The sequence below is a fragment of the Propionibacterium cyclohexanicum genome (assembly GCF_900111365.1).
Lineage (GTDB): Bacteria > Actinomycetota > Actinomycetes > Propionibacteriales > Propionibacteriaceae > Propionibacterium > Propionibacterium cyclohexanicum.
This window is the reverse complement of record NZ_FOGZ01000029.1, coordinates 1-14,923: the sequence shown is the minus strand read 5'-3', so window position 1 is coordinate 14,923 and position 14,923 is coordinate 1. Positions and strand designations below refer to the sequence as shown.

The following is a 14,923-nucleotide window of genomic DNA, read 5'->3' as shown; positions in this document are numbered from 1 at the left end:
CGCCGGGCGCCGTAGAGGGCACAATGGTCGCGTGGCTCAGACGCGGAGATTCGGCAGCTGGCTGACCAGTCCCCATGTTCTGGCCTTCTTCATCGGCCTCATCGGCGTCATCGATCTGGCCAGTGCGCTCACTGCACCCAAAGCGCACCGGATGCGGATCGTCGTCGAGGTGTTCAGCACTATGACGGTCGGCCTGGCCTATGTGGCCACCGCGATCGTCGGCGTCGTGCTCATCAGCCTCAGCCGGGGGCTTTTGCACCGCAAGCGGTCCGCCTGGTGGGGTGCGGTGATCCTCGTCTCGGCGTCGATCCTGCTCAATGTCGTCAAGGGCCTCGATGTCGAGGAGGCGACGATTGCGCTGGTCCTGCTGGTGATGCTCCTGCTGGGGCGTCGGCACTTCACCGGAGTGCCCGATCCGCGGAGCCGGAAGGTCATCTGGCGGACGGTCATCGGGGCGCCGCTGGCCGGCATCGCGCTGGGCACGGTGCTCATGACGCTCAATCACCGCTCGCAGGCGCACAGCACCACGGTGGCGGAGCGCGTCGTGCACACTGCGCTCGGCATGATCGGCGTCGAGGGGCCGGTGCGCTTCGTGCACGAGCGGGCGGCGCAGCACTGGGCGCTCGGAAACCTCATGATCGGGGCGGCGGTCGTGGCGGTGATCCTTGCGGTGGCGCTGCGCAGCCCGGACGGCCCACACGATCTGCGCCCCGACGAGGAGACCGAGCTGAGGGCGATTATCGCCCAGAGTCGCCGGATCGGCTCACTGGACTACTTCGCCACCCGGCGCGACCGCAGCGTCATCTTCGCCAGCTCGCGGCGGGCCGCCATCAGCTATCGGGTGGTAGGCGGCGTGAGCCTGGCCGGCGGCGACCCGCTCGGCGAGCCCGGCCAGTGGCCGGCTGTCATCGACGCCTGGCTCGACGAGGCACGCAAGTACGGCTGGCTGCCCGGTGTGCTCGCCTGCGGTGAAGAGGCTGGGCGGATGTTCGCCGAGCGGGGGCTGGATGTTCTGCAATTGGGCGACGAGGCCATTATCGATGTGGAGCAGTTCACGCTGCAGGGCAGGACGATGAAGCCGGTGCGCAATGTCGTCAACCACGCCAAGCGCGATGGTCTTTCCGTGGACTGCCTGCGAGCCAAGGACCTGTCGGCCGTTGAGGCCGCCGAGGTGCGTACCCGAGCCGATGCCTGGCGCGATGGCCCGGTCGAGCGCGGTTTCTCGATGGCGCTCGGACGATTCGGTGACCCCGCCGATGGGGAGTGCGTGCTCGTGCGAGCCCGCGTGCAGGGTGAGCTGGTCGGGCTGCTGTACATGGTGCCGTGGGGGACCGATGGCCTCTCGCTCGACCTCATGCGCCGCAAGCCCGATGCCCCCAATGGCGTCGTGGAATCCATGGTCGCCGGGCTGGTGGAGTGGGGCCGGGACAACCGCATCGGTCACATCTCGATGAACTTCGCGGTGCTGCGCGACATCTTCGAGCGAGGCGAGCAGCTGGGGGCGTCACTCGGCGCGAAGGTGTCCTATTCGGTGCTGAAGTTCGCCTCCCGGTTCTTCCAGCTCGACAGCCTCTACCGCTCGAACCGCAAGTACCAACCGCGCTGGCTGCCCCGCTATATCTGCTATGGGCCAGGCACGCTGGTCGATGTGGGCATCGCCATGCTCCGCGCAGAGGCCTTCCTCACGCTGCCGAGTTTCGGGCACCGAGGGCCCACCAAGGCCGGCGCCGAACTGCTCGACGCCACGGGCCCGGCGCTCGATGTGGCCGGTGGCGATGATTCGCGACCGAACGGTGCCTCCCAGCAATCCGGTGTCCAGCGACCGGGTGGGGGAGAGTGTGCCGGCAGCTGACGGGACACCGCGGCCCGCCAGTGGGCTCGGGTCCCAGGGCCCCTCAGGCGCCGGTACCGGGGTGACCTCCGACAGCCCGAGCAGGACGACGAGATTCCGCCCGCCCGGCTCGTCTCGCCGGGTTGGTCATGCCCTGGCGCCGGGATCAGCGCTCCGGGCCCGGGCGGCCCTTGAGCAGCGCCCAGGCTCCGAGCCCAAGGCTGGAGGGGATTTCGATGAACCCGGCCATCAGCGAGGCCTGCCGACGTTCGCGTCCTTGCCGAGAGGTCATCACGTCGACGACGGCATCGGCGCCGATGAGGACGGCAGCTGACATCGCCCACGCCCGCGAATGGTGCGGTCTGCGATGGGCAGTGCTGGCAAATCCGACGAGGGTGGTGAACTCGACCGTGTCCAGGAGCAGCCATCTGTTCACATGTTCGGCGCGTACCCCGCTGTACTGCGGCAGGAAGCGCATGATGCCCATCCACCCGGCGAGTCCGGCAGCCGTTGCTGCCGCTGAGAGGCTGACGAGCTTGCTGGCGTGCATGCCTTCGAGGCTAGGCGGTCAAGGGTGTGAATGGCCTGTGATTCCACTGTGCTCAGCGCACAGCGGAGCGCTCGGATCCGGGCTTGTGCGGCCATGAGGGGCGGCCGTGTCCCATTCGTCTCCTGGCGGCCACCTGAATGACACCTCGCCATTACCTGGGGGTCACCCCTGACTTCTAGCGTCACCTCGTTGTCAGGGCCGCAGTGCCCTGGCCGGGAGGGAGGACGACAGTGGCGACTATCGAGGTGGGTCTGCGGGAGCGCCCGGCGACGCCTGCACCCGCGGCAACTCCCACTACACCCCATGTCCGGCCCCCGAACCGCCGGCAGCGCAGCCGTCGCGCCCGGCGGGAGGCCGCACTCTTCCTCGCCCTCATCCTCCCCAATGCGGCGCTCATCGCAGTGTTCGTCTACCGCCCGCTCATCATGAACGCCTACTACTCGCTGCTCAACTGGACCCTGGGCAGCGACACCGCCACTTTCATCGGCCTGGGCAACTATGTGGAGTTCTTCACCAGCCACGAGGCCGCCCAGGTGCTGGGCACTACACTGGTCTTCACCCTCGCCACGGTGGGCGGATCCATGCTCATCGGCCTCGTGATGGCCGTGGTCCTCAACCGGCGGCTCGTCGGACGCGGGGTGGCCCGGGCAACGGTCTTCGCGCCCTATGTCTTGTCGGGCGTCGGCGTGGGACTCGTGTGGTCATTCATCTTCGATCCGACCATCGGCGTGCTCTCCGGCATCCTGCGCGGCCTGCACCTGCCTGTGCCGCAATGGTTTCTCGAGCCTCCGCTGTCCTTGACGATGGTCATCATCGTCTACATCTGGAAGAACCTCGGATATTGCGCGGTCATCTACCTTGCCGCACTGCAGTCGGTCCCCAGGGATCTGCTCGAGGCCGCCGCCCTGGACGGCGCCAGCCGTCTGCGCACCTTCTGGTCGGTCATCTGGCCGCTGCTGTCCCCGACCACCTTTTTCGTCCTGCTGACGACCATGTTGTCGTCGCTGCAGTCCTTCGACCTCATCAGGATCATGACGCCTCTCGGGCAGGGCACCACCACCCTCATGTACGACTCCTATTTGCAGGCCTTCGGCGGATACAACCGGGCGGGCTATTCCGCGACCATCTCGACGATCCTGCTCATGATCCTGCTCGTCATGACGGCATTCCAGATGCGTTTTCTCGAACGAAGGGTGCACTACGCATGAGCCTTCTCACCTCTGCCAGCACGAAGCATCGCCCGGCGCGCCATCGCAGGCACTCCGATCAGGCTGACGAATCCGTGGTGGGACCGACGAGTACCGCGGGAAAGGTGCTGGGCGGCTACCTGCCCATGATCCTTGCCACCTTGGTGGTGGTACTCCCGCTGCTGTGGATGGTGCTCGGGTCGTTCAAGCAGGCAGGCGAGGTGGTGAGCCGGACCATTGCCTGGCTGCCTCACCATCCCAGCTGGGAGGCCTATGTGCGGGCCTCCCACCAGGTGAATTTCCCGCGGCTGTTCCTGAACTCGGTGCTCGTCACCGTGGTGGGTGCCGGGATCAAGCTCGTGCTCGCCGTGACGAGCGCCTATGCCTTGGTCTTCGTGCGCTTCCCGCTCAAGCGCGTGATCTTCGTGGCCATGCTCGCCGCCCTCATGGTGCCCCCGCAGGTCTCCTTGTTGCCCAATTACGTGCTCATCGCCGGGATGGGCGGTGTCAACACCTACTGGGGCATCATCCTGCCCGGGCTGGGCACCGCCTTCGGCACCTTCCTGCTGCGTCAGCACTTCCTCGCCCTGCCCAGGGAGGTGCTCGAGGCCGCGGAAGTCGACGGTGCCGGTCACATGAGCAGGCTGCTGCGGATGGTCGTGCCGATCTCCACTCCGGCCATCGCAACAGTGGCGCTGGTCACCATCGTCGACGAGTGGAACAGCTATATCTGGCCGCTGGTCATCACCAATGACGACTCCCGGATGACGCTTCCAGTGGGCCTCACCCTGCTCAAGAACATCGAGGGCGATCCCAGTTCCTACCCAGTTCTCATGGCAGGCGCCGTCCTGGTCATCGTGCCAGTGCTCGTCGTCTTCCTGTTCCTCCAGCGCTACATCGTCGCTGGTCTCACCCAGGGGGCGGTCAAGTGACCGCACCCGAACATCGAGGAGAAACACCCGCAATGACTAGTTCCCCTACGCGACACTCCAGGCCTGTGAGCAGGCGCGGCCTGCTCGGGATGGCAGCGTTGGGCGCCGGCGCGGTTGCGCTGTCCGCCTGCGCCGGACCGGCGACCGCGTCGAGCGGCGCGAGCAGCGCCACCGCGAACACCGATGGACCTGACTTCAGCGGGGTGACGCCGGCTACGACGATCACCTTCTGGTCGAATCACCCGGGCAATTCCGAAGACGTCACCAAGCAGATCATCGCCAAGTTCAAGGACGCCACCGGCATCACCGTGAACCTCGTCACTGCCGGCAGCACCTACGAGGATGTGGCCCAGAAGTTCCAGACTGCCCAGGCCGGCGGCACATTGCCCGATGTCGTCGTCTTCTCCGACGTGTGGTGGTTCCGCTACTTCATGCAGGACTCGATCATCCCGCTCACCAGCGTTCTCAAGGCTGCGGATGTCGACACCTCCGACTACCGCGAGGGCCTGTTCGCCGACTACCAGTACAAGGGCGCTCAGTACGCCGTGCCGTGGGCCCGCTCCACACCGCTGTTCTACTACAACAAGAAGCACTGGTCAGCGGCCGGCCTGCCGGATCGCGCCCCCGCCACCTGGGACGAGTTTGCCGAATGGGCCCCCAAGCTTCAGGCTGCGAACAATGGCACCCAATATGTCTACGAACATCCGGCGCTGGCCGACTACGCCGGGTGGACCTTGCAGAACATCCTGTGGGGCTACGGGTCCGGCTGGTCCGCGAAAGACAGCTTCGACATCACCTGTGATTCGGATGCCTCCGTCAAGGCCCTCCAGTACGTCCAGGACTCGGTCTACAAGGGCAAGTGGGCCGGTGTGGCGAGCACGTCGGGCACCGACGACATGGCCGCCGGAGCAATCTCGGCCACCCTCGGCTCCACCGGTTCGCTGGTCGGAGTCCAGAAGACCGCCGCCGGCAAGTTCGAGGTGGGCGTGGGCTTCCTGCCCGGAGGTCCGGTCACGAAGTCCCCGGTATGCCCGACCGGTGGGTCCGGTGTGGGCATCCCGAAGAAGATCCCGGCCGCGAACCAGCTCGCCGCCGCGAAATTCATCGGCTTCCTCACCAACCCCGAGAACACCGTCGCCTTCTCGGCTGCCACGGGCTACATGCCGGTGCGCAAGTCCGCGGATGTCACCAGCCTGCTCGCGAAGAACCCGCTCATCGGTACCGCAATCAAGCAGCTCGAGGTGACCCGGACCCAGGACTACGCCCGTGTCTTCCTGCCCGGAGCCGATCAGGAGATGGCCAAGTCGGTGGCGCAGATCGTCACCAAGGAGGCTGACGTGAAGTCGACCATGACCGCCTTGAGGTCAACTCTGGAGAACATCTTCAATACCCAGGTGAAGTCGCACATCTGAGCGGTCGTCCCTCGTCGGTTCACCGCAACGCCGAGAAGCGCCGGCGCCGGCCCAGGTGAAAGCCATGGGTCGGCGCCGGCGCTGTGTCCGAGGCCCCTCGGCGAGGCCAGCATCCGCCGGCCTCAGGCGAGCGGCTGGCGTGTCGGCATCGGTGCGCCGACACCAGGGCCATTCGGCCGCGCCGATGTCGCGCCGGCAGCCAGCCACTGCACCAGCGAGCGGACGCGCAGCACCGCCGAGCACAGCACGATAGTGCTGGCGCTCAGCAAGGCCTGGGCCAGACACAGCTGGAAGGCCGCCGGACCGGAGCCGTTGGCGGCGATGGCGGCCGTGGCGAGCGCGGCAGGCAGTGTCCCGATGTTTGCCCCCAGCGTCACCCACCAGATCTGGCCCGGCTGGATCGCGCCGGCCCCGGTGAAACGCACGAGCATCACCTGGGTGAGCGCGGGTGACTGCGTGAGCACGCTGGATGCGGCCCCATAGCACAGGGCCGTCGCAGGGCGCGCCGTCACGGCACGCAGCACCATCGCCCGGCGCTGTCCGGCCACCAGGACCTGCAGGAAGTGCCCGACGACCCGTAGCGCCACGACGCACAGCACGATTCCCCCGAGCACCATGAGCACGGGGCCGATTTCCTGGCTGCCGATTGCGGAGCGCTGGACTGCGAGCCCCGCCGGCCCGCCGCCGCGATGGCTGGGCGTCCCCTGCGCCGCCGGCCCGAGCAGGCTCGCGCCCATGACGGTGGCGAGCGCTGCCGAACAGCGCTCGATGACGTGGACGTGGAGCTCGAGCGGTGCCAGCACTGCCAGTGCCACCGACTGCTGGAGATCGGGGATCGTCGCGGCAGCCAGGGCCCGGCGCAAGGCAGGGGGCCGACCGGTGAAATGTAGGGCCGCAGCCACGCACGGAGCGCTCACTCCGAGCTGCGCGCCCATGAGCACCCAGATCGCCGATGGAGAACCGATCGCCCCGGCCCCGAGTGCCACGGACACGGTCACGAGCACCGCCGTCGAGGAGCGGACCAGGATCGCCGCCAGGGTGCCCAGAGCCAGCCACGCGAAGGGGGCTACCGTGACAGCCGCTCCCGAGGTGCGCAGGCCGCCCGAGAAGTGGCGCAGCCCGTGCCCGATGAGCGCGACAGCGGCCACGAATACCAGCCCTGCGAGGATGCTGGCAGCGCAGCGGCCGGCGAGGCGGCGCCGGTCGGTGGTGGCAACGTCGCCGATGGGGACTGCGGACCGGGCGCGCACAGCGGAAGCCGTCATGCCCCACAGCTATCTTCTCGATGAGTCGTCCAGGTGATGGCCGCGGCGGCGGGCGGTGAACTCCAGATGAACTCCCGTGGGCCCGCTGTCAGCTGCCCGGCATGTGCCCGATGCCGCCGAGCAGGGCTCGTCCCAGTGGCAGCAGGGAGGCGCCGATGAGCACCAGGCCCCACAGGGGCTGGTCGGTGCGCAGCAGGATTCCCCCGATGAGCAGGCCCGCGAACAGCACCGCGGCGATGATCCTCGTCATGGCGCGCTCGATACGGCGCAGCTGGGTGAGGACTGCGGGCACTTGAGCGCTGAACTGGCCCCGTTCGATCATCGTCAGTACCCGCTCCGCGCGGCGCGGCAGCCCCAGGGTGGTGCTCAGCAGACTGCCTGCCTCGTCGAGGACGAGCCGGGTCGGCGATCCGCTTTCGCTGATCACGAGCTCATGGGCATAGGGCTCCACGAAGTCCCAGAGGTTGAAGTCGGGGTCCAGCGCGGTGCACAGGCCATTCATGAGGGATGATGCGCGGATGAGCAGCAGCAGGTTCTGCGGCAGCTGGAAGGGCAGCGTGCCCATCAGCTCGCGGAACTGCTGGCCGAACTGCACGAACTCCTTGGGGTCGATGCTGCGCATATCGGCCAGGCTCATCCCGCCGAAGCGATCGAACAGCTGGCTCACTGCCCGTTCGATGAGCGCCAGGTCGGCCGAGGGCAGGAGCATCCCCAGTTCCTCCATGCAGCGCAGCAGACGGTGGCTGTCGCGCAGGCCGACGGCAATGACCACCTCCTTGAGCACGCCGCGCAGATTGTCCGGTACCTGCCCCATCATTCCGAAGTCGATGAAGGTGAGCCGCCAGGGGCGTCCGATCTCGGCGTGCACGCTGCGCGGCACCGGCGTGACGAACAAATTGCCGGGGTGCGGGTCGGCATGGAAGAAGCCGTTGTCGAAGACCTGGGAGATGTAGCACTGCGCCACCGCCGCGGCAACCTCCTTCGGATCGATCCCGCGGGCAGTCAGCGCGGAAGCGTCGCTGATCTTGATGGCACTCACATCGCTGAGCGTGAGGACGCGTCGCGTGCTGCGTTCCCACACCACCGTGGGCGCCGCGATGGTGGGATCGGAGGCGAAGTCGCAGGTGAACTGCTCGGCATTGGCCGCCTCGTGGAGATAGTCGATCTCCTCGCCGGTGGATCGGGCGAATTCCTCGACCAGTCCCGGCGCATCGGTGCGCTGGGCGATGGGCCGGTAGTGCGAGAGCCACCCCGCGACCCTGCGCAGCACGGACAGGTCCACGTCGATCACCTGCTCGATCCCGGGGCGCTGCACCTTCACCACGACCTCGCGGTAGCCGACATCGAGGCCCTCCGCACGCGTGAGGCGCGCCCGGTGCACCTGACCCAGCGATGCTGCTGCCAGCGGCTGCGGGTCGAACCACTCGAAGGCCTGCTCGAGGGGAATGCCCAGCTCGGTCTCGCAGCGCTCCCGGATCGAGTCGAGGGGCACGGCCGGGGCCTCGTCCTGCAGCCCTGCCAGTTCGTCGGTGATATTGGCAGGCAGCACGTCCAGTCGCGTCGACATGAACTGGCCGACCTTGATGAGCAGCCCGCCCAGATCGGCTGCCAGGTCGTGGTAATCGGCGGCGGCCTTCCGTAGCCGCTTCTCCCGGCCCCGCGATGCCAGGCGTCCCAACCCGATGCGCGGCAACACCGCGTCGAAGAACCACAGTCGGACGAAGAGCCGCGCGAAATAGCTCAACACCCTGCGGTATCGGGCACGAAGCCTTTGGTCGACGCTCATCGGACCTCCCGGACGCCCGGGAAGAAGCGAGAGCGTCCGTCCTCAGTCTTGCGCAAGAATCGTGTAGATCTTGCGGCGAGCCTCGTCGATCACCTCGGTGACGGCCTTCACCTGGGCAGGGCTGCCGCCGCGCACGACGGGGCCGATCGCCTGTGCCAGGCGGGCGGCCGCCCGCGGCAGCACCATCGCTTCGGGCACATCCTGCTCGGCAGCGGTGGCCCAGGGGGCCGGCTTGCCCTTCGCCGCGTCTGCCTCCTGACGGCCGGTGTCCGTGAGGCTGTAGACCTTCTTCCCCTCACTTTCCTGGGCATCGACCAGGCCCTCGTCGGCCAGCATCTGCAAGGTGGGGTAGACCGAGCCTGCGCTGGGCTTCCACAGTCCGGCGCTGCGCGTCTCGATCTCGTGGATGATCTGGTAGCCATGCATGGGCTCCTCGGCCAACAGGACGAGCACGGCGGCCCGAACATCCCCGCGAGAGGCCCTGCCCGGGCGATGTCCACCCGTCAGCCTGCGCATCTGGTCCTCGACGGCATCCCACCAGAAGAAGGGATTGGGCTGCTTGGGCGATCCGGGCTGGTGCGGCCGTGGGCCGGAGAATCCATCTGCGCTGAATGGGGCATTCATGGCTGGCTCCTCAAGGGTTGACGACCGAGCGCCAATGCAGGCGTTCGGAGACGGTTACCGATACTCAACGATACGTCGTTCATCGGAGGGCCGTGCCGAGTGGCCCCTATCGAGCTCCCCACGCGGGCTGCGGGCGGGGCGCTGGGCAGCGTCCCCGCCGGCAGGTGGCCGGCATTCGCGGCGAGGAGTGGCCCGCTCAGGCGATCGGGTGGCGCAGGCCGGCAAGCACCTGACCGTGCCAGATCTCAGCCTTGATCTCGCCGGGGCGCACGGCGATCACCTCGCCCCCGTTCTGGAGCACGATGACCGCGATCCGCGAGAGCAGGTCGACGCCGTCCTGCGCGAGGACGATCGCTCCCGTGGCGTCATCGAGGGTGCCGCGCACCTGCGCCGTGAAGTCGTAGATGAAGGTCGAGACGGCGCCGGCGACCGCCGCCCGGGCGATCGGAGCAAGATCGGTCAGCGCGAGCCCGGAGGTGAACCCGTGCCCGATCGAATCGGCGAGCTCGCTGTTCGCCTGAGCGCTCAGTGCGCCGATCCGCTGGCGCACGGCGCCGTCGATCTCGTCGGGACGCAAGACATCGGGCGCGCCGGGTACCGCGACCAGCTGCCATGGCAGGTTCTCGGACTGGATCATGCTGAGCAGCGGCTCGGTGGCGAAGACGAACAATGGCAGCGTGGCGTGGGGATCGAGCTTGCCCAGCTCGGTGCGCACGGCGTCGGCAACAACCTGGGCGTAGCGCTCGATGAGCACCTTCTTGCCCTCGTCGCCACTCAACCGGCGCAGCAGCTTCCGCCCCCTGATCGTCATGCGGTTGGTGGCATCGGCGGCATCTTCGGCGTATTCCTCGCCCAGCTCCAGTTCGGTGGCGCGCTGGGATGCACTGGCCCTCCACAGATTCCAGCCGTTGCTCGAGATCGTCAGCGCGAAGGCGGCCTGCGGCGAGGTGACTGCGCGCACCAGCTGGCCCAGGTCGAAGTGGTCCCCGATCTGGGTCTGGGCCTCGAGGTGGTTCGGCAGGACGAAGTCTTCGGAGAAGTCGGGGGCCAGCAGGATCACCAGGGAGTTGGACAGATTGCCCCACAGCCGGGTGTCGACGAGGATCTCCTCCCAGCGCACCCGGATCGCCTCCTGCTCGGCGCGGTTCATGCCCTGCCCGCGCAGCGTCCGGACGGCTTCGTCGACGGCGCTCTTGGCTGCTGTCACGGCTTGCTGGCGTCCGGTCGGTGTGGGCGCGGTGGGGAGGTAGATCGTGATGGCATTCGGGTGGGACTCGCCCAGTTTGATGAGGTCACCGGTGCTGGGCAGCTCGTATCGGATCACGTGCGACTCCTTGTCTCGGTCGATGATTGCGGATCTGGCCTTCATTGGATTCCGGGGCCCGGGCGCTCGGGCCGGACCGCGATGTTCCAGCCGTGCCTCGACGCTAGCACCGGGCCCGATCCCCTCGGACCCATCGGCTGCATCGCAGATCCCCGTGGGCAAGCGGTCTGCGGCGCGCATCGACGAGGGGGCCCCGGCGCACCGCGCCGGGGCCCCCTCGTTCAGGACATGGACATCACTTGGCGGAGCGGATCTCCGCGCTCGTCATCCACGAGAGCTTCTCGAGCTCGTCGATGATGGTGTGCAGAAGGTCGGCGGTCGTGGGATCCTCTTCGTCCACCGAGTCGTGAACCTCACGGACAGTGGCCACGACGTCGTCGATGCGCTCGGTGACCAAGGCAACGGTCTTGTGGGTGTCGATCTCGCCCTCCGGGTAGGCCGGCAGGCTGGTGGTGGCGGCAACGGTAGTGCTGCGCCCGTCGGCAGTAGCGTGCAGAGCGCGCAGGCGCTCGGCGATGACATCGCTGTGCTCGCGAGCCTCTTCGACGATCTCGTCGAGCTGCAGGTGAAGATCGCGGAAGTTCGCGCCCACGACATTCCAGTGGGCCTGCTTGCCCTGGAGACTCAGCTCGATGAGATCGACGAGGACCTTCTGGAGCGATGCGATGAGCTTGTCGGATGCGACGAAGCCCTTCTCGGAGTTCTGGCGAGATGTGCTGTGAGCACCGGTCTCTGTGGCGGATACAGTTTCGTGTGACATGACGTCGGTCATTGTTCTCCCTCTTCCTGGTCCGTATGTGAAGCGAGCTGGAGCCAGTGGGCCGCGCCTTTGCGGGCGGCCCGTCCTCGCCCCATGTCAGTGCCAACGATTCCATGGCGCGCGCTATTCCGCGCAGGTTTCGCTGCACCGCCATGCCTCGATACGAGATGACCTGCCGTGAAGCGACCTTGTGGTGAGCCGGCCTCGTTGTGAGCGTGCAGTCGTGCCCCAGCGAGGACACTCACCGCTGCCGCCACGAGGGTGGGCACGAAGACGAGCGAGTAGGCGGCCAGCGAGGTGGCGGACGACTGGTAGACGAGCTCCCGGTTGCGTGCGGTGAGAATCCACCACAGGGCCAGCGTGACGCTGGCCACCATCGACAGCTCGTCGTGCTCTCTCAGCGCGCGGGCGAGCCAAAACCACAGGGCCGGCAGGGCGAGCACGAAGTAGCTGTAGTGCGACACCGGCAGGGCGAGCTGCACGAGGAAGACCATGTTGAACAGGGCGATGAATCGGTCGCCGGGCCGGCGCCACACCGTGATCGCCAGGCAGGCGAGCGCGGCAAAGCCGAGGACCAGCGTGGCGAGGGACAGCGGGGCGGACACGATGAGCGGCCGCGCCAGCGGGTTCGCGCTGAAGAACAGCCTTGCTGCGCCGGGTATCGAGACCGCCACATAGGGCTGCAGGCTCGAGCTCGAGGCGACGTGCACCGTCTGCTCGATGTCATGCACGCCGCCGGTGAGCCAGGCCACTGCCGCCGCGCACAGCCCGGCCACGGCGAAACCCGCCAACCGGCGCAGGCGCCCCGACCGTTCGGGCAGCAGCCAGACGACAAATGCCGCCGGCCAGGTCTTCAGCACCCCGGCCACCCCGATCAGCAGGCCTGAGCGCGCCCCCCGGGTCAGTGCCGCCGCCACCAGCACCCCCAGGACGAGCATCTCGGGGCGCAGTGCGCGGACTCCGATGAGTGCTGGCCAGTTCCACAGCACCGTGACCCCGGCCGCCCAGGCCATCAGCCCGGTCTGCCAGCGCGGCTGGGTGCGTGTGAGGGCCCAGGCACAGACCCAGCCGCTGAGGATGGCGCAGCCGATGAGCAGGGCAGTGCCCACGCCAATGCCCCACCGGTGGCCCGCCAGTGGCACGAGAAGGCAGGCCCACAAGGGGGAATAGACGTATCCCGGGATGACATAGGGTGACTGGCCCCGAGCGATCGCCTGGGCCGCTGGCCAGAAGATCTCGGTGAGATCGCCGCGGGCGGGGCTCGCCATGGCGCTGCGATAATCCGCCAGGCCGAGCGCGATCGTCGTGGCGCCGGCTGCCAGGAAGAGGGCCACCTGTGGCCCGCCGGGAGGCCGTCCCACGAGGGTGTCCACGCCCGGTCTCACAGCGCGACGACACGTGACCGGCCGAGGATCGCGCCTGCGGCATCCAGCGCCAGCACCTGTACGTATCCGGCCAGGCCGGTTGTCGTGCTGGTCTCGAAGCCGCTGCGCGCCACCTCGACGGCTTTCCCCAGCGCCGACGCGGAGTTCCCGGTGAGCACCCGCCAGGTCGCCACCTCGGTGGCCCCGTTCCAGCTGGCGTGGACGGTGAGCGTTCCGCCTGACGCGTCGACGGCGATGTCGGGGGCGGTGGTGGGTCGGCCTGTCCATTCGCTTCGTGCCACCCGGTAGCAGTTCGAGCCGAGCGCGCTGGCCTCCCACAGGGCCGTGCCGTCCGCGCTGAACTCGGTGGCCGCGTTCTGGGTGCCCCAGCCGACCAGCACATTGCCGTTGCCGAGTATCTGAGTGCTGCCCATCGCGTTCCCGAGATGACCGGGACGGGTGTATTGCTGCGCCACAGTGGCTGTTCTGGCCTGTTCGTCCACGGTGAGCAGCAGTCCGCGCGAGCTTCCTGTGGTCTCGAGGGTGTGATTGTCGAACAGCGAGATCTGGCTGCTCGACTGGCGCCTGGCATGGTGCTGCCAGGCGAAGGCCGCATCCTCGGCCACCGCGAAGTCGCTCTTCTTGCCGCCCAGCCGCCACGCGATGTCACCGCTGGAACGCTGGATCGAGTAGACAGTGTGGGTGTGCCGTGCGCTCAGCAAGAGAGTGCTGTCGGTGTCGGCCGATATGGCATTGAGGTGGTAGGGGTCATAGGGGGTCGCCGCATCGCTTCCGGTGCTGCCCAGTGGCTGGTAGCTCTCGTCCAACCCGATGTGCTTGCTGGCCACCCAATCGAGGAGCAGCTCGTTGGTGGCCACATCGATCTCCTGGATGTGGCAGTCGTACATCCAGCCCTGCGCCGGACCACCGACCGAGGTGAGATCCGCTGCGGTGGCGGGATAGACCGTCACGAGGGCCGTGCCGCGGGCGGTGAGCTGGAACTCGTGCAGATCGCTGAGCATGCCGTTGCCGGCATCCACCTCGGCGATCTTGTTGTAGCCAGCATCGAGGATGACTCCGTGGCCCTGTCCGTTGCCCACCTGGTTGTCGATCTTGCCCGACCAGAAGGTGAGCACCGGCTTGCCTTGGTACTGCTGGACGCGGAAATCGGTGGTGGCCTCGCCGCGGGCCGAGATCCACACGGGCGATCCGGAGTTGTCGTAGATCACCGCGCTGTACTCGCCGGTGTTGGGCGTAGCGAAGAACAGGCCCGGAGCCAGCGGGCCTGGGGCAAGGGTGGCCACCGAGATCTTGGCGGCGCTGAGCATGCTGCTGTGGAAGCGCAAGAGCGGTACCCCTCCAGCGGCGGCAGGAGCGGAGCTGCTCGGGGAGGCGCTTGGCGAGGTGGCCGGTGACGAGCCAGCCCTCCTGGTTGCCGCCATCGCCCGCGAGGTGGCCAGGCCGGCCAGTAACCCTGCCGACAGCCCACCTGCTGCCATGAGCAGTTCCCGGCGCTGCATACGCCGGTGCGGCCGTGGGGCCCTCTCGGATGTGCTCTGGCTGGGCTCGGCTTCGGGTGCGCTCTGGGTGGTCACGAGAGGAACGCTAGGAGGATCCGGTTTGGACGACCTCTGTGTCATCTGTGTGGTTGCTGAGTGTCGGTTCACCGCGGTGTGACCGAGGCTGGGGTCGATCCTGGGGCCGGCGTGGCCCCTGGGGCCAACGCTGCTGCGAGCGCAGCATCCGATGGAAGCCGGCGCGGATGCATTGTTACGAAGATCGCAGGCTTTCATGGCTCTTCCCAGATGAGGGTGTAGGCGACGCAGCAGCCGTGGTGGGAGGGCGCGGCGCGTCGGTGCCCGGATAGTGGCCGAGGCCTTCCGAGGAT

Annotated in this window: 12 protein-coding genes; 4 read left to right on the top strand and 8 right to left on the bottom strand. The window is 67.7% G+C overall.

Features of this window, described 5'->3' with window-relative positions:
- The first annotated feature begins 31 nt into the window (after positions 1-31).
- On the top strand, positions 32-1,852 hold the full coding sequence (locus BMX93_RS11320) for a phosphatidylglycerol lysyltransferase domain-containing protein (RefSeq protein WP_091971121.1): 1,821 nt from the start codon (positions 32-34) through the stop codon (positions 1,850-1,852).
- 145 nt (positions 1,853-1,997) lie between these two features.
- Here the strand turns inward: BMX93_RS11320 and BMX93_RS11315 are convergent, their stop codons facing one another.
- The gene (locus tag BMX93_RS11315; RefSeq protein WP_091971120.1) at positions 1,998-2,381 is read right to left on the bottom strand and encodes a hypothetical protein; all 384 of its coding nucleotides are present in this window, start codon (positions 2,379-2,381) and stop codon (positions 1,998-2,000) included.
- A 230-nt stretch (positions 2,382-2,611) separates the two neighbouring features.
- Between BMX93_RS11315 and BMX93_RS11310 the strand changes: the two genes are divergently transcribed.
- From BMX93_RS11310 to BMX93_RS11300, 3 genes are all read left to right on the top strand, one after another.
- Positions 2,612-3,589, top strand: a complete 978-nt coding sequence (locus BMX93_RS11310) for a carbohydrate ABC transporter permease (protein WP_245725843.1) — start codon at positions 2,612-2,614, stop codon at positions 3,587-3,589.
- Positions 3,586-4,500 carry a carbohydrate ABC transporter permease gene (locus BMX93_RS11305; protein WP_091971118.1) on the top strand — a complete coding sequence of 305 codons (915 nt, stop codon included), beginning with the start codon at positions 3,586-3,588 and terminating at the stop codon, positions 4,498-4,500. The genes BMX93_RS11310 and BMX93_RS11305 overlap by 4 nt, the downstream gene beginning before the upstream one ends.
- A 65-nt stretch (positions 4,501-4,565) precedes the next feature.
- Complete coding sequence (locus BMX93_RS11300) at positions 4,566-5,912, top strand: ABC transporter substrate-binding protein (RefSeq protein WP_245725842.1); 1,347 nt, start codon at positions 4,566-4,568, stop codon at positions 5,910-5,912.
- Between the two features lie 122 nt (positions 5,913-6,034).
- Here the strand turns inward: BMX93_RS11300 and BMX93_RS11295 are convergent, their stop codons facing one another.
- The 7 genes from BMX93_RS11295 to BMX93_RS11265 all read right to left on the bottom strand — a co-directional run bounded on the left by BMX93_RS11295 (position 6,035) and on the right by BMX93_RS11265 (position 14,630).
- Positions 6,035-7,177, bottom strand: coding sequence for a hypothetical protein (locus BMX93_RS11295; RefSeq protein ID WP_091971114.1), 1,143 nt, complete (start codon positions 7,175-7,177; stop codon positions 6,035-6,037).
- A gap of 88 nt (positions 7,178-7,265) precedes the next feature.
- Positions 7,266-8,963: an ABC1 kinase family protein gene (locus BMX93_RS11290; protein ID WP_091971113.1), complete on the bottom strand. Its 1,698-nt coding sequence runs from the start codon at positions 8,961-8,963 to the stop codon at positions 7,266-7,268.
- Between the two features lie 42 nt (positions 8,964-9,005).
- The gene (locus BMX93_RS11285; RefSeq protein ID WP_091971111.1) at positions 9,006-9,587 is read right to left on the bottom strand and encodes a PadR family transcriptional regulator; all 582 of its coding nucleotides are present in this window, start codon (positions 9,585-9,587) and stop codon (positions 9,006-9,008) included.
- Between the two features lie 196 nt (positions 9,588-9,783).
- Positions 9,784-10,911 carry a baeRF11 domain-containing protein gene (locus tag BMX93_RS11280; protein WP_091971139.1) on the bottom strand — a complete coding sequence of 376 codons (1,128 nt, stop codon included), beginning with the start codon at positions 10,909-10,911 and terminating at the stop codon, positions 9,784-9,786.
- A 235-nt stretch (positions 10,912-11,146) separates the two neighbouring features.
- Positions 11,147-11,671: a Dps family protein gene (locus BMX93_RS11275; RefSeq protein WP_218139330.1), complete on the bottom strand. Its 525-nt coding sequence runs from the start codon at positions 11,669-11,671 to the stop codon at positions 11,147-11,149.
- A gap of 8 nt (positions 11,672-11,679) precedes the next feature.
- Positions 11,680-13,044: a glycosyltransferase family 87 protein gene (locus tag BMX93_RS11270; RefSeq protein ID WP_177170216.1), complete on the bottom strand. Its 1,365-nt coding sequence runs from the start codon at positions 13,042-13,044 to the stop codon at positions 11,680-11,682.
- An 8-nt stretch (positions 13,045-13,052) separates the two neighbouring features.
- Positions 13,053-14,630 carry an arylsulfotransferase family protein gene (locus BMX93_RS11265; RefSeq protein WP_177170215.1) on the bottom strand — a complete coding sequence of 526 codons (1,578 nt, stop codon included), beginning with the start codon at positions 14,628-14,630 and terminating at the stop codon, positions 13,053-13,055.
- Between the last annotated feature and the right edge of the window lie 293 nt (positions 14,631-14,923).

Coding starts and splice junctions, on each gene's coding strand:
- BMX93_RS11295 (WP_091971114.1), bottom strand. CDS start 7,177: ATGACGGCTTCCGCTGTGCGCGCCCGGTCCGCAGTCCCCATCGGCGAC.
- BMX93_RS11305 (WP_091971118.1), top strand. CDS start 3,586: ATGAGCCTTCTCACCTCTGCCAGCACGAAGCATCGCCCGGCGCGCCAT.
- BMX93_RS11285 (WP_091971111.1), bottom strand. CDS start 9,587: ATGAATGCCCCATTCAGCGCAGATGGATTCTCCGGCCCACGGCCGCAC.
- BMX93_RS11315 (WP_091971120.1), bottom strand. CDS start 2,381: ATGCACGCCAGCAAGCTCGTCAGCCTCTCAGCGGCAGCAACGGCTGCC.
- BMX93_RS11290 (WP_091971113.1), bottom strand. CDS start 8,963: ATGAGCGTCGACCAAAGGCTTCGTGCCCGATACCGCAGGGTGTTGAGC.
- BMX93_RS11275 (WP_218139330.1), bottom strand. CDS start 11,671: ATGTCACACGAAACTGTATCCGCCACAGAGACCGGTGCTCACAGCACA.